Below are 14,290 nucleotides of genomic sequence, written 5' to 3' on the forward strand. Positions count from 1 at the left end.
GAAATTTTCATTTAAGGGCTTGACAGGTTCTTGTCGATTGCTAAATTAAAAAAGCCACTGGATGGGAAAGGTAAATTGACTTGTAAAATACAAACCAGTACCGGTCAAATGACACTATTACGAATTACGAATTATTTTGCGAAGGGGAAAGTTTTGCCCAGGCGGTGAAGGCCTGTGCTGGCATGTCATTCTGAATCCCACTTCAGACGTAACGCGAGCTTCAGCTCGAGCCTTTTGTAAAGGCGAAAAAAAATTTCTCCACTCTGAACGTCGCTTTCGATCCGCGCATCGGTCGAAATGACAATCAGTGAGGTTTCGTGCCGAGCGTCATTCCAAATCCCGATCCTCGGGGGCAGGCTTGTCCGGCCGTAGGTTGGAGCGAAGCGGAAATCCCGATTTTCGGGGACGGGCCCGTCTGGCCAGCCGGACAGGCCATTCAACAATTAAACAATTCAACAACTCAACCTTTTTTTTACTTCCTCACTCCGCACAAAAATTTTTGCATCCCGCCATGGCGGGGATAGATCTTTTAAGGAAAGTATTCTAAAAAGCCGCCTTAAAAGAAAAGCGGCCCTTTACAATTTATTCAGAGCTAAGGGATGTACCATACCAGGAACAGCAAAAACAACCTTTGTTCCTGACATTGGCTGTTATTTCTCTAAAATAGCACCCGTGGGGCAGACTGCAGCACAATCACCGCAATCTTCGCACATTTCCTGGTTAATGTAAGCCACATCGTCCTTCATCTCAATGGCTCCGCTGGGGCATTCGCTTTCGCAAGCCACGCAACTGATGCATTCTTCTTCCTGAACTACGTACATGAAATTCTCCTTTGTTTTAAAATTTAATGTTTAACATAAAGAGCTGCTCTTTAAACAATTATTATGCCAGATTAGAGTATTTTTCTTAACTAATTAAAAAATAAAAGATTAACGTTTAATGGCCTCAGTCGCTGCTGTAAAATATTTTTTAGAAATACAAAAATGGCCAGAAAGGTTCCTAAAATTGGGAAAGAAGGTATCCTGCGGAGCAGTTCTTAAAAATTGCATAAAATGTCCGATTCCAATATATTAGATGCGGAGGTTAAAATGATAAAGATCATACTGTACATTTTCTTATTGAGCGCTCTGGGAATTATTGCTTTTTTTATGCTGCTTAACAGCATTCTGCATCGTATTTTTCATCATCCTCCTGTAGAAAATAAACGTACACCCGCGGAATTGGGGTTACCATTTAATGAAATTTTTATTGAAACGGTTCACCATAAAAAGTTGCAATTATTTGAAATACCTGCACAAAATCCGGGTAATCTGGTTTTTCTTTGCGTACATGGTTGGGCCAATACGGTAGATAATTTTTTAGAAATTGCCACGCATCTGGTTAAAATGGGCCCGGTTTATTTACTGAATACCCGTAATCACGGAAAAAGCGATCACGAAAAAACCATGACCATTTTGAAATATGAAACTGATATTCGCCATGCGCTGGATTTCATAGAAAAAAAATTCTCCAACAGAGTGAAAATTGTTTTGCTTGGGCATTCTCTCGGGGGAGCTGCCGCCTTGCTTACTGCTCATGATGATCGCCGAGTTGCCGGCGTGGTTTCCATCAGTACCTTTTCCGATATGGAAAATATTTTGTACCAGGGATTTTTGAAAAGCAATGTGCCGCGGGGCTTTATCAAAAGCCTGCTTACTTACATTGAGTTTAGAATCGGTCGATCTCTGAAAGAAGTTTCCCCGGCCCAAATCATTAAACAAATCCAGATCCCAGTACTGTTGATTCACGGCACTAAGGATGAAGTGGTGGAATACTCCGAAGTGGAAAAGATCTTTAAAGAGGCCAAAAAGAATCGAATTAAAAAATTTATTGCCAGAGGACACAACCACTCTTCCTTGTTAAAAGATGAGAATGTGGCTATTGCCATAGAAAATTTCATAACCAAGACATACTTAGATTAGTGATTTTAAGCATGACCTTGATTTGAGTTTGTGATTATCCTTTACAATAAAAGAAACCATGGAGGATTAAATGAGAAAATCAATTATTACCGGTGTTGGACGTTATTTGCCAGAAAAGGTTGTAACCAATTTTGATCTGGAAAAGATCATGGACACTTCTGATCAATGGATTCGGGAGAGAACCGGAATTATTGAACGTCGTTTTGCAGACATAGAAAACGGGGAGACAACCTCGTACATGGGAGCTCAGGCAGCCAGAAAGGCGCTTGAGATGGCTGGATTAAAACCGACGGACATAGATTTTATTATTTTTGCCACCTTAAGTCCGGATTACTTTTTCCCTGGCTCCGGTTGTCCCTTACAGGTTCATCTGGAGATTCCTGGTATTGGAGCCATGGACATCCGAAACCAGTGTACAGGATTCATCTATGCTCTGACTACTGCCGATCAGTTTGTCAAAACAGGAATGTATGACAATGTACTGGTAGTGGGAGCAGAAGTCCATAGCAGCGGATTGAATATGAGTACTGAAGGACGAGATGTAGCCGTTTTGTTTGGCGATGGCGCTGGAGCGGTTGTTGTCTCTGCTTATGAGGGAGATGACGGAAGAGGCATTTTAACCAATCATTTACACGCTGACGGACGGTTTGCCCAGGAATTGTGGGTGGAATCACCCGGTTCTCGCTATCGACCCCATCTTACAGAAGAGATCATGAAGTCGGGGAAAATCTATCCCTATATGAATGGACGCCATGTGTTTAAACATGCCGTTACGCGTTTTCCGGAAGTGATTAAAGAGGCATTGCAGGCCGCGCAGGTTAAGACCGAAGACGTTGATCTGGTTATCCCCCACCAGGCCAACCAGAGGATCACCGAAGCGGTTCAATTGCGCTTGGGTTTGCCAAAAGAAAAGGTGTTTTCCAATATTCACAAATACGGAAATACCACCGCGGCATCCATTCCCATCGCCATGAGCGAGGCCCTGGAGCAGGGATTGATTAAAGAAGGCAGTCTGGTATGCCTGGCAGCCTTTGGCAGCGGCTTCACCTGGGCTTCCTCCTTAATTCGCTGGTAAGCAACAACAAGAAGCTTCCGAAGATTGGGCAGGCTGAAATCGGTTAGAATACTTCCCTCAAGAGATCTAGTCCCGCCATGGCGGGATGCAAAAATTATTGTGCTTTGTGAGGAAGTAAATCTGTTGAATTGTTGATTTGTTGAATGGTTGAATGAGCATCGAGCTGACATGGCGAATTCCCATTGTTCGTGAATGGTATTTCCAACATAAGTGAGAAAAATCTTCCCCCTCTCCCAGATTTTTATTCTGGGAGAGGGGGATCGAGGGGGTGAGGGCTAATTAGTGAAATGACTTCCTTTGTTGGAAGGGAAGAATTAAGAGTGTAAGAGTTAAAGGGTTCCCGGACATCGGTCTGTCTTTTTTTAAATAAGTTTTTTGGTTGCGGCTGTGCTGCTTTAGTCTTTTATTTTAAAAACATCATCTTGCGTACAAAGGATTTGCCTTCTACGGTGAGATTGCAAAAATAGATGCCGGAAGCGAACCGATCAGCCTGCCAGTCAATCTGGTGCAGCCCGGCGGATAGTTTTTGTTGTAATAGATTTTCGATTAAACGCCCGCGAACATCGTAAATCCTCAACTCCACACGAGCGGCTTGTGGTAGTTCAAAACGAATGGTTGTCGCCGGATTGAAAGGGTTGGGGAAGTTGGAAAATAAGCGAATGGTCTGCGGTAGCTTGTTTTGGTTTAAAGGGATTAAACTGGTCAAAGTAGGGTACTGGACGCGTAAATAATCAAAATAGACCGAACCGGCTACTGTTTCTCCATTTTCAACAGAACTTCCTGGCTTAAACCAGATGTACTCTATTTGAATCGGGTAATTAAATTGAGCCAGGTTGTCGAATGGCGAAAAAGTAGTGACCGGATGCCAGACGGTAACAAATTGCGTGCTGTCTTTAAGATAGCCGCGCATGTCGGTTTTAAATAGCTCGCCATTGTTGTCTGAGACGACAAAATAGATTTTGTGATTCCCGCCATCGGATTTAAAATCAAGGCCAATTTTTTCTGGCAGGCCATAAATCGGAATCTTTTTGGTCAAATAATAGTTCGCTTTTTGCGCGCTGGAGTAGACGAATTGATAATCCAGACGCAGAGCGTACTGCCCGGCCGAATGAATGGTTGAGTCCAGAGAGAGGGCAGAATGTAACGAATCGAAATGTTCCCCGCTTAGTTGCCAGCTGTTCGCATCATCCATGATATCCAGTAATCGGGTGTCTGTGCCCACTTCAACGCGTACGGTGATGGAATCGGACAGGGTATCGAATAAGGCAATAACCTGGGTTTGCCCTTCCTGCAACCCAAAGAATTTCCCATCCTGAATAAAGCCGATTTGAGGAACGCTCACTTCCCAATGCAAGGAGTTCGCCGATAGGGTAATGGTTTTTCCATCTTCCACCAGACCCTTTACGCTTAAGGTGATGGGCTGCAGAGTGTCGGTCACGGCAAACTCGGGTTCGAGGTCAATTTGCCGGATGGCCTTAATTCGAACAAAGGCCGAATCGACGCTGTTTTGATATTGGGCGTAAACATAGCCGCTACCACCATTGGCCGTGGCTTTGAACATTCCCTGGCTGTCAATGGTGCCCAGCGTGGAATCCACATAAAAATGTACCTGTTGCAGGGCAATGGCGTATGGATTAAAAAATTCATCCCAGCCACTTACGGTAAATTGCTGCGATCCGTTGAAATAGAGCTCAACATTGTCCGGTTCGATTTGAATGGCGCCGAATTCTCCTTCAGGCGCCGAGGAAATAGCCAGCAAGGCATTGGCAACCGGCCGTTCAGAACCGTCGGAAGGGTGATTTTTAATGGCATTGCGCACAACAAAGGTGGTCGAACCGCCTCCATCCAGGTTTAAACCATAAGCCACGCCAAAATCGATCATCACATCGGCCAGTTCGGGTAAGGTCATGCCCTTGTAAAGACCGGCTCGGCGTCCGTCGACTGTAAAAAAGTAAAGTTTGCTGGAATCGGCATTAAATCCCACGGCGGTTCGGGGGTGAACCTGGTAGGCGTGCCCGGGGCCGCCCTCTTCCTGGTAACCTTCATCGGCCCAGTTTTCTCCCTGGTAAACGATTTTGGGGTAGCCGCCGACCATTTCCATTAATTGCGGTAAAGCAGGCGTCAGACGCAGAACAAGACCGATGGTGTCACCGGAAGCAACATTGTCGTCGAAAAAGGGCATGGCATTGCCGTGGGCCGAAAGGACGGCGCCATTGACCGGAATGGCCATGTCGCCTTTTAGGGTTTCTTTGTTTTGTACAATGGCCCAAACCGTGTCGTTAACCACCCAGGGCGTGATGGGAACTAACGCAACTTCGGTTCCCCATTGATTGGTGCCGGTTGATGTGCCATGAAAGCGATTGTAAAGCACGGTTTCATCTGTATTGCGCACACCGTTGACGTGATTGATGACGTGCTCGCCCTGGGCCGTGAGCACCTGACCGCTGAAATGAACAATATCCAGACAGGGATGGTCTTCTTTGTCGAAACCAATGGTCGAAACAGCAATGGGATTGCGCAACATCTGACCCTGAATGACCTGTACGTTGATGGGCACGCCTTCACTGCTGAAAAAGTCGGCATTAATGGCGCCAATGACCTGATGTCCCTGGTAGCTGCGTCGTCTGGCCATGGAGCTGGTGGTTTCTCGCCCCACATAGGCGTCTTTGGCCTTCACCGTTTCGATGGCCACGTAAGGGTTTTTAAGATCAATTTCCAGAATGTTGATATTCCACAATTTTTCGGGTACGCTCACATGCTTGTAAACCATGCCCGGACCAACGATCAAGGTGTTGTCTACACGGTAATGGTATTGGGCATGAAGGAATGAGAGGGCGCACAACAGAATGACAAATTTTTTCATGATGAACTCGCTGTTTGGTGATTAATGTGTCCTAAATTAAAATAGTATCTGTTCAATAGCAAGTAGTTTAGTTCTCCAAAAGACCGAATTCAATTGCGAATTATTTTGTGCAATGACTGGTTGTACTTAAGAAGTGAGGCCAGGTGTTATTTTAAGTAAAGCGTAACTCGAGCTTTAGCTTGAGGTTTTTACGGGCGAAGCATTTTTTGCAAAGTTTTGCTTAAGAGCAATTTTAACTTGTACACAAAGAGGTTGTGTTAATTGGAACCATTTTTAGAATACTTCTTTCAGAAGATGTAATGCAATAGCGTGCGAAAATTTTTGTGCTATGTGAGGGATTAAAGCTGTTGAATTGTTGATTTGTTGATTTGTTGAATGGCCTGTCCGGCTGCCACGGCCAGACGGGCCTGTCCCTTAAAATCGGGGAGAAGAATGACAGAAAGTCTCGAGCTAAAGCTAGAGTTACATTGCTCTTTCGAATGGTCTGCCAATGTAAGGGATTCTCAGAATGACATGCCGGCACGGTTCCTCACCGCCTGGACAACACTTGCCCTTTCACAAATTAATTCGTAATTCGTAATGTTTAATTTTTAATTTAAAAATGCTTCGCCTTTACGTCTTTCTGTCCCGACTGCATCGGGGCATCGTTCGCGAAGTGACAATCCCTGAAGCCTATTCTGGAGAGAGGCAATTCGGAGAAGAAGGCTTAACAATCTGCCCGGCCGATTTACACAGGACAAAACCGCTTTTACTTTTTCCCCAGCTTTTTCATGAAGCCCAACACAACCTGCCCATACTGCCAGCGATCTTCAGGACGAATCAATTTTTCCTGCTCGTAACCAAGGCGGATGTACAACTCTGTTTTTCGACTCAGATCACGGCTGATTTTCAGATGCAAGCGGTTAGTGGAATTGACCGGTGAGTAGAGCAGTACAAAAGCGCTTTTTACACGTGCAGCCGGAAGTCGGTAGTATTCTGCGAAAAAGAGGAGAGACCAGTGCCGGCCCAGCCAGGCGCCAAACAACAGATTGAACTGTTGATCGGTCAGCGGTCGGATCAGGCCCTGATGAAAGTGTAACAGAATAGCGTAGTGGAATGAAAAGAGAAAGCGACCTTTCCAATCAAGGCCAAAGGCCAGTCCAAGGCGCTGGCCATGATTGGGCTGCAAAGAATCAACGGCAACGGGTTGCAAAGAGTAACGTTCATGGTAGAGCAGTACGCGCAAGAGAAACGATTGCAGCCAGAAGCCGGGGCCCAATTGCAAAACCCGGGCATTGAGCTGCTGACGGTCGAAGTCTTTGGTGTCGCGGTACCAGAGCATGGCGGCTGCGCTCCATAAAAGAGAGCGCGAGGCCTGATAGGTGAGCTGAAAAGAAAGATCGCTGCTTTGCCAGGCGTAGGAGGCCGTCTTTAATTTAAAGTGCTGGTAACGCGTCCGAAAGCGCATCTCAGCGCTGAATCCCTTTTTTTGGACCTGCAAGGTAAATTGTCCTTTCAGGCGTTGGGTCAACAACGAGGCGTCCATGTCGAAGATTTCCGGCTGGTAAGCGGTGAGCCATTTGAGACGAACCGGGGCATTGGTCACAGTCTGGCCCAGTTCGAGGCGCGGTCTGAACAACAGATATTGCTGTTCATTGCGGAAACGTGACAGGCCGCTTTCCAGATTGAAGTGTGAAAAAAACTGGGCCTTCCCACCAGCAATGAAGGAAAGTTCAAAAACAAAACAGAACAAAATCCAGCGCTGTAATCTTGAAGTACAATCCATTGCACTTTACTGTTTTAAGCGGGATTGGATTAACGCCCGGTAGCTCTCCAATGTGTTCTGGGCGCGCTCAATGGTTTTGAGTACCGAATCGATGGGCACGGTCGATTGGGCTTGCAGAGATTGACTGATCAGCCGGTCGATTTGGGGCAGATCTACCACCACACCGGCCGGAGAGGCCGCAGGGAGAATGCTTTCTGGGACCATGTCGATCTCGCGGTCGCCATAGCCCTGGGGCGCAATGCTGCGCTTTTGCGTCTGTTGAAAAGGAAGCGCACTGCTGAGTTGCGCATCGTTGATTTCATCTACAAAAGCGCGGGCTTTTTCCTGCAAGCGTTGCATCTGACGTAATTCTTTGTGTTTTAATTGTAGAAAATCAACCTGGCGGTCGATTTCCCGCAAGGCGTTTTGCAAATAGTCGATTAAAATAGCCCTTTTCAGACTATCCTGCACCTCATTCGGATTAAGCTTACCAAGATTTTGCACATCCAGCGACAAATTTTTCAGCTCCGGAGAAACCAGTAAGCGTTTACGCAGCAGTTGTTTAATGCGCGTTAACAGGACGTTTTTTTGCGCTGCCTTTCTGGCTGTTGTTACACGTTGCCGTAAGGAGTCGATTTGTTGATTGTACAGACGGAACAGACGGGCGTTAACGGCGACAAGCCGTTCGTACAGCGAATCCAATCTGGCCTGAAGCATTACGATTTGTTGGGAGTGGTGCAATGCTCTCTTTTGTAAAGGAGCGATTTTGGAGGACTTTGCCTGTCTTCGTTGCAGTGAATCGATCTGAATTTGTAAGGGGCGCAATTGTCGGTTCAGAGCTTCTTTTTGCAGGGCGCTTTGCCAGATGTGTTGCAGTAAGGTCTGGCGCTCCCTTTCGGCGCGCGTCAGCGGGGTGGTTTGCGCCTGCAGACTAAAAAACGAACACAGGATAATGAGTAGTCCGATTGCTTTCATGTGTTGAGTCCAAATTTTTCCAACTTGTAGTACAGAGCGCTGGTGCCGATGCCCAGCAGTTTAGCGGCCTGTTGTTTGACGCCATTGGCCTTTTTTAAAGCCTGAATAATCAGATTTTTTTCAAATTGGTACAGCGCCTGGTCTAAAGGCAGGTTTTGCCAATCCTGTGTACTGAGATTGATTCCGGTCAGTTGAGCGGCCACCAGGTGCGTGGGAATGACCTCATCCGCACAGATGATGTGCAGACGTTCTATTACGTTTTGCAATTCACGGATGTTGCCCGGCCAGTGGTAGGCGCTCAATATTTCCAGGGCCTGCGGTTCGATTTTTTTGGTGCAGCCTCGTCGCTGATTCAACTGTTGCAGAAAATATTCCACCAGAAGCAGGATGTCTTCTTTACGCTGACGCAAGGCCGGCGCTTTAATCGGGATGACACTCAAACGGTAGTAAAGATCCTGACGAAAGTGGCCGCTGGCGATACGTTGTTCCAGATTGCGATTGGTGGCTGCGATGATGCGCACGTCCACACGCAGGGTCTTTTCACCGCCCAGACGCTCGAACTCTTTTTCCTGTAGAACACGCAATAATTTAACCTGCAAAGCGGGAGAGACATCGCCGATCTCATCCAGAAAGAGGGTGCCGCCATCGGCCAGTTCAAAGCGGCCTTTGCGCTGCCGGATGGCTCCGGTAAATGCGCCCTTTTCGTGGCCAAACAGTTCGCTTTCCAGTAAATTGTCGTTTAGCGCGCCACAGTTTACTTTGATGAAAGGATGCGCGGCCCGTTTGCTCCTTTGGTGGATGGCCCGGGCGATCAGTTCTTTGCCCGTTCCGCTTTCGCCCTGGATGAGCACAGGACTGTCTTCGTCGGCTACCGCTTCGATTAAATGAAAAATGCGTTGCATTTCCGGCGATTTTCCGACCATCTGTCCAAACTGGCCGCTTATTTCCTGATTGAGGTAAGCGTTCTCGGCCTGCAGGGCTTCAATTTGTTGTTGTTGAAGAATTTTTTGCGCTACATTGCGCACCCGCAGTAAAAATTCATCGCCGGAAAAGGGTTTGGTTAAAAAGTCGGCTGCGCCCATTTTCATTGCTTTGACGGCTTCGTCAATGGTGCCGTAGGCGGAAATGAGCAGCACCTCCAGGCGTGGCTGTAATTTTTTGCTCTCCTGCAATACCTGCAAGCCATCCAGAGGCTGCATGCGTAAATCGGTTACCAGAAGATCGACTTCGTGGCTTTTGAGGAATTCCAGCGCAGCCGGTCCGTCGGCAAAATCGAAGGCCAGGTAACCGGCGCGCTTTAAATTTTCGCGCAGTCCCAGACGCATGGTCGGGTTGTCTTCTACCACGACCACGCTCAGTTTCCTTTGTTTCATTTAATTGGTTTCTCCGTTTAACTCAATTCTAAATAGCGCTCCGCCCTGAACGCCCGGTACCAGGCGGATGGTGGCTTCGTTCAAGGCACACAGTTTCTGACAGATGGTCAGTCCCAGGCCAACGCCGTTGCTTCGGGTAGTAAAGAAGGGCTGGAAAATTTTCTCCTGGTATTCGGCGGCAATACCCGGCCCATTGTCTTCAATTTCCAGCGCATTCTGTTCACAGCGCAGGAAAATGATGCCGGGCCTGCCGTTCAGAGACTGCAAACTGTTGGCCAATAAGTTGTTCAAAATGTGTTTCAGATGGTCCGGATCAAAATACAGGGTTTTCTGTTTAAATTGCGTAAGCAACTCAACTTTTCTGGATTTCAATTCGATGGCGAACCGCTCTTTGAGTTCGCTCACCAGTTGCGGCAGGTCAACTTCTGTTCTTTGCGCCGGGCGGGGCCGACTGTATTCTAAAAATTCATTAATCTGTTGTTTCAGATGACGCACCTCTTCCAGCGCTTTTTTTAAGTAATTTTGATCGGCATGATCGTCTGGCAGGTCGTCGCGAATCAGGCCTAACAATAATTCGATTCCCCCTAAAGGATTTCGCAATTCGTGGGCAATTTGGGCCAGCATCTGTTCCTTTTCCTGATCGCGTTGAGCCAGGGCATCGCGCATTTGGGTCAGGGCCTGTGTTAGATCGACGATCTCTTTTAACCGGGTGGCCGGGGGGCGCGCTGAAAAGTCGCCGCCTCCGATCTTGCGACTAAAAGCAGTAATGCCGCTTAAAGGGGTGTGAATGGAGTGGGCAATGTACAGCCCGGCCAGCAGGGTTAAAATCAGGCCGATCAAAACAAACAAGATGAATTGGCCAGACAGGCGTGTGATTTGCGCCAATTGACGGGCATTGGCCTGCAGGCCGAGGTAGTGGTTTTCTGTTAAGCGTTCAAAAGCCCAGAGATACCACTGCCGGTCGTCGCCGGTAAAGGGCTGACCGATGAACGTTTGGCCGCGTTTTAAATGACGCAAACTCTCTTTGTTAACCAGCAGACCCGTTACGGCGTTTGAACGGTTGATGGCGCTGAGAACCTGCCACTGTTTATTAAAAATGAAAGCATTCTCCAGGTTGAGTAGAGAGTCCAGCTCAAGCAGTGTGGTGGTAAAATAGCGCTGAGCTCTGGACCTTTCTTGGGGAACCAGAAACGGTAATAATTGCGGATCGATTTGCCTGGCAATGACATTCAGGCTGATTTGCATTTGTTCCTGAAATTGTTTGATGTACAAATTACGCACAAACAGATAGCTGAAACGGGCCAGCAGAACCAGGGCCAGCACGTTAATGCAGGTGAACAGAACAATGGTCCGCGTTTTCAGAGAATTGAGGTTGAATAATTTCATACCCTGGCCTTTTTTTTACGTAATAATGTACAAATTCGTTTAACCGAATACAATTGAGCGGAGTCCTCGCCCTCTAATCTTTTAGCACTGAAAATCGGGGCGCGGGGGAATTCAGTTAGCCGGTAGGCGCAAGCTTCAAGCCTGCGCTTGATACTTTCTTCGCCCTTACAAAACTCGAGCTGAAGCTCGAGTTATGGTACGCTTGCGAATGGTCTGCAAGTGTAAGGAATTCTTCTTCCGATAAATCGCGATTTGAATGACATTTGGCCTTAGGCCTGGCCATTTAGGCACCACTCGCACTTAAAAAATTGCGCTGACGCTCAAAATTCCTCTTCTACCTTCATTCTTCCCACACGGGTTTGATGACCTTGCCCATGAACAGGATTGAACCGCTTGATTTTTCACTGATCACAAAAATAAAGGGTTGATCAAATACCAGACTTAAGATGTGCGGGCCTCCAATTGTAATGACCACAATCTCCACAATAGTAACGGCTGCTGCCTCAGTACCCTTTTCGCTGACCTCAATAATGGTCTGGTGGATAACACGGTTGATGAACAGCTGGTATTTGTCTGCCATGCGTGAAAAATCGGCCTGCACCGGGTCAAAGGCGATCCGCATGCCTAATTCCTTTAGCGGCTCATTCAGCAAGGTTTTAAAGCCAAATCGTAGTTTTGGCAACCCGATGGTGCAGCTGTCTTCTTTTAAGTTTTCCAGAATACGCATCCATTCTTCCTGAGTAAACTCCTGCACGTAGGTCACGAAATCGGTTATATGTTCTGGCATGATGAGCGTCATTACGAAATTGCCCTGACCGTACGGCAATTGAGCGACCTTAATCCGCCCATCGATTAATACCGGAATCTTGCAGGTCACGTACATCATGGAACACTCTGTGGTCTGTCCGTTAAGTTGCATGAACGCGTGTTGTTGTACTTCATCTTCCGGGAATTGGTAGGTCCACAAGCCATTAAAGTACAGCGCATTGATCAAATACATCACTGCGTCAGCCGATATGTTGTCCAGCGCTTTGGGGATTTTCCCATGTGTAACCTGAGCAATCCAGTTGTTAATCGTAAGAACAGCCTGAGGATCGGCAAAATTTAAGGAACGCACTTCAGTGTTGAAATATTGTCGGTTAACAGCCAAAAACTCGGGCAAAAAATCGATGCCCTTTCTACACCAGATGGAGTTGGCTATTTCAAAAATGACGCGTGGGTCAAGCTGTTGCAGGTTCTGATAAAGATAGGCGTAAGCCTCGTTTATGGCCTGTTCATCCATGCCATCAAAGCCCAGCGTCTTTTGCATGGCAGAGTAAGTTGAATCGCTGGCTCCGTTTAACGTCATGCCCAGGGCCATGGAAACACTGAAAGGCGAGATGAAAACATTGCTCTGCGGTTGTTGCTCATTCACCTGAGAAAACAGATCAAAGGAAAAGGCATTGCTGGCCTGGATGACCTTTTTGTGCAATGGCTTTACGGGAAGTGTTTGGTAGCGGTTTTCTTTGGGCGACAAAGGTGTGCGATCAAAGTTGCAGCCTATCGCCAGCCACAGGCTGCAAAACAGCAGGCTGAGAGCAAAGATCAAATGTTTCATTGTATTCCCTCCTGTTACCTAACCTATACCCTGCAACGTATTAATCTTCAGCAGGATTGACCATCTTGCCCATGAACAGGATGATTCCGCTGTTCTTTTCGTAAATGAGAAACAAAAAAGGCCGATCGGCGATCATCTCAAAAAAGTCGCTGGAATTACGCTCGAAACCAACAATGGTTACCCCGGCCGCTTCGGTTCCTTCTTCATTCACTTCCACAAAGGTTTTGTGCTTTACCAGGCTGATGTAGATTCCGTTTTCGGGCGTTAAATGGCTGAAATCGGCAGTAGCTGGATTGAAAGCATCACTCATGCCCATCTCTTTTAACAGATTGTTCAGTTTCATTTCAAATTGTATGGAGAAGCGCGGCAGACCTATGGTGCCGCTGTCCGTTTGAGCTGCTGCCAGCCATGACTGCCAGCGCGTCCTGTCCAATGTTCTTAACAAACCGTCCAGGTCCATGGGCTGGCGCGGCAGAATGACAGCCATGTTAAAGGCTCCCTTACCATAAGGCAGTAGAACCATTTCAAAATGGTTTCCCTGGTAGTGAGCCAGGCGCCGGGTTAGAAACATCATCGGGCAATGTACCAACGAGTCGTTTGCCGTGTGAAAAATCCAGTCTCTTGTGTCATCCGCATTAAAGGCGTAGGTCCATGTGCCTTTAAAATAGATGGCGTTGAGCAGGTACAACAGCGCATCACGCGGAATGGATTTTAAAATGGACTCAATCTTGCCATGGGTTTTCTGTTTAACCCAGTTATTGATGGCTAGCAGAGTGGCGGGATCAGCGAAATCCGCTTTTTGTACCTCTGCAAAGAAATAAGCTCGATTGACCTCCAAAAACGAAGGCAACACCTGAAATGCCTTTTCGTACAACAGGGCGTTGGCCAGTTCCAGCACAACCTGCGCATCGCTGTTTTGCAACTGTTCAAAAGCGGCTTTGTAAGCCAGATTGATGCTGTTTAGTTCGTGGGCGTCAAATCCCAGTGTCTGGCGGATTTGTTCAAAGGTGTTGCCATTGGCGCCGTTTAAGGCCATGCCCAGGGCCATGGAAACGCTGAATGGCGAAATGAAGATATTGGAATCCTGTCTGGCGTAGTTAATCCGACGAAACAGTTCGAAACCAAAGGTGTTGTTAATGGCGACAAATTCGCTTTGATTAATGGCCGAACCCGCTGAATCTTCCGGCGGAACCAGAGGTTCTGTTTCCCGGTTACAATAGAACAGCAAAATGGAAAACAGTAAAATGAGATTAAATATTACACGATGTATGGTCATCTTTTCCCTGGTTTTGATTTCTCTTATTATCTTTTGTACT

At 47.1% G+C, this 14,290-nt stretch carries 10 protein-coding genes; 2 read left to right on the forward strand and 8 right to left on the reverse strand.

Annotated elements, in window-relative coordinates; translation table 11 throughout:
* Window positions 1-650 precede the first annotated feature (650 nt).
* Window positions 651-821, reverse strand: a complete 171-nt coding sequence (locus tag ACWB0I_RS01840; protein ID WP_479386328.1) for a 4Fe-4S binding protein — start codon at window positions 819-821, stop codon at window positions 651-653.
* A 267-nt stretch (window positions 822-1,088) separates the two neighbouring features.
* Between ACWB0I_RS01840 and ACWB0I_RS01845 the strand changes: the two genes are divergently transcribed.
* Together ACWB0I_RS01845 and ACWB0I_RS01850 are read left to right on the forward strand one after the other, a co-directional pair.
* Window positions 1,089-1,961: an alpha/beta hydrolase gene (locus ACWB0I_RS01845; protein WP_479386329.1), complete on the forward strand. Its 873-nt coding sequence runs from the start codon at window positions 1,089-1,091 to the stop codon at window positions 1,959-1,961.
* Between the two features lie 70 nt (window positions 1,962-2,031).
* Window positions 2,032-3,036, forward strand: a complete 1,005-nt coding sequence (locus ACWB0I_RS01850; RefSeq protein ID WP_479386330.1) for a 3-oxoacyl-ACP synthase III family protein — start codon at window positions 2,032-2,034, stop codon at window positions 3,034-3,036.
* Between the two features lie 403 nt (window positions 3,037-3,439).
* On the opposite strand, the gene ACWB0I_RS01855 is transcribed toward ACWB0I_RS01850, so the two are convergent.
* From ACWB0I_RS01855 to ACWB0I_RS01885, 7 genes are all read right to left on the reverse strand, one after another.
* Window positions 3,440-5,899, reverse strand: coding sequence for a phosphodiester glycosidase family protein (locus ACWB0I_RS01855; RefSeq protein WP_479386331.1), 2,460 nt, complete (start codon window positions 5,897-5,899; stop codon window positions 3,440-3,442).
* Between the two features lie 748 nt (window positions 5,900-6,647).
* On the reverse strand, window positions 6,648-7,664 hold the full coding sequence (locus ACWB0I_RS01860; protein ID WP_479386332.1) for a hypothetical protein: 1,017 nt from the start codon (window positions 7,662-7,664) through the stop codon (window positions 6,648-6,650).
* A gap of 6 nt (window positions 7,665-7,670) precedes the next feature.
* Window positions 7,671-8,618 (reverse strand): hypothetical protein, encoded by a 948-nt coding sequence (locus ACWB0I_RS01865; protein WP_479386333.1) that lies wholly within the window; start codon window positions 8,616-8,618, stop codon window positions 7,671-7,673.
* Window positions 8,615-9,991 (reverse strand): sigma-54-dependent transcriptional regulator, encoded by a 1,377-nt coding sequence (locus ACWB0I_RS01870; RefSeq protein WP_479386334.1) that lies wholly within the window; start codon window positions 9,989-9,991, stop codon window positions 8,615-8,617. The genes ACWB0I_RS01865 and ACWB0I_RS01870 overlap by 4 nt, the downstream gene beginning before the upstream one ends.
* A complete protein-coding gene (locus tag ACWB0I_RS01875) occupies window positions 9,992-11,377 on the reverse strand; it encodes a sensor histidine kinase (RefSeq protein ID WP_479386335.1) in 1,386 nt (461 codons plus the stop codon).
* Between the two features lie 340 nt (window positions 11,378-11,717).
* A complete protein-coding gene (locus tag ACWB0I_RS01880; protein ID WP_479386336.1) occupies window positions 11,718-12,974 on the reverse strand; it encodes a serpin family protein in 1,257 nt (418 codons plus the stop codon).
* A 40-nt stretch (window positions 12,975-13,014) separates the two neighbouring features.
* Complete coding sequence (locus ACWB0I_RS01885; RefSeq protein WP_479386337.1) at window positions 13,015-14,250, reverse strand: serpin family protein; 1,236 nt, start codon at window positions 14,248-14,250, stop codon at window positions 13,015-13,017.
* Between the last annotated feature and the right edge of the window lie 40 nt (window positions 14,251-14,290).

The organism is Caldithrix sp. (assembly GCF_056497305.1).

What these genes read in the sequence shown, in the direction of transcription:
- ACWB0I_RS01840 (WP_479386328.1), bottom strand. Translation starts at nt 821, where the DNA reads ATGTACGTAGTTCAGGAAGAAGAATGCATCAGTTGCGTGGCTTGCGAA.
- ACWB0I_RS01845 (WP_479386329.1), top strand. Translation starts at nt 1,089, where the DNA reads ATGATAAAGATCATACTGTACATTTTCTTATTGAGCGCTCTGGGAATT.
- ACWB0I_RS01850 (WP_479386330.1), top strand. Translation starts at nt 2,032, where the DNA reads ATGAGAAAATCAATTATTACCGGTGTTGGACGTTATTTGCCAGAAAAG.
- ACWB0I_RS01855 (WP_479386331.1), bottom strand. Translation starts at nt 5,899, where the DNA reads ATGAAAAAATTTGTCATTCTGTTGTGCGCCCTCTCATTCCTTCATGCC.
- ACWB0I_RS01860 (WP_479386332.1), bottom strand. Translation starts at nt 7,664, where the DNA reads ATGGATTGTACTTCAAGATTACAGCGCTGGATTTTGTTCTGTTTTGTT.
- ACWB0I_RS01865 (WP_479386333.1), bottom strand. Translation starts at nt 8,618, where the DNA reads ATGAAAGCAATCGGACTACTCATTATCCTGTGTTCGTTTTTTAGTCTG.
- ACWB0I_RS01870 (WP_479386334.1), bottom strand. Translation starts at nt 9,991, where the DNA reads ATGAAACAAAGGAAACTGAGCGTGGTCGTGGTAGAAGACAACCCGACC.
- ACWB0I_RS01875 (WP_479386335.1), bottom strand. Translation starts at nt 11,377, where the DNA reads ATGAAATTATTCAACCTCAATTCTCTGAAAACGCGGACCATTGTTCTG.
- ACWB0I_RS01880 (WP_479386336.1), bottom strand. Translation starts at nt 12,974, where the DNA reads ATGAAACATTTGATCTTTGCTCTCAGCCTGCTGTTTTGCAGCCTGTGG.
- ACWB0I_RS01885 (WP_479386337.1), bottom strand. Translation starts at nt 14,250, where the DNA reads ATGACCATACATCGTGTAATATTTAATCTCATTTTACTGTTTTCCATT.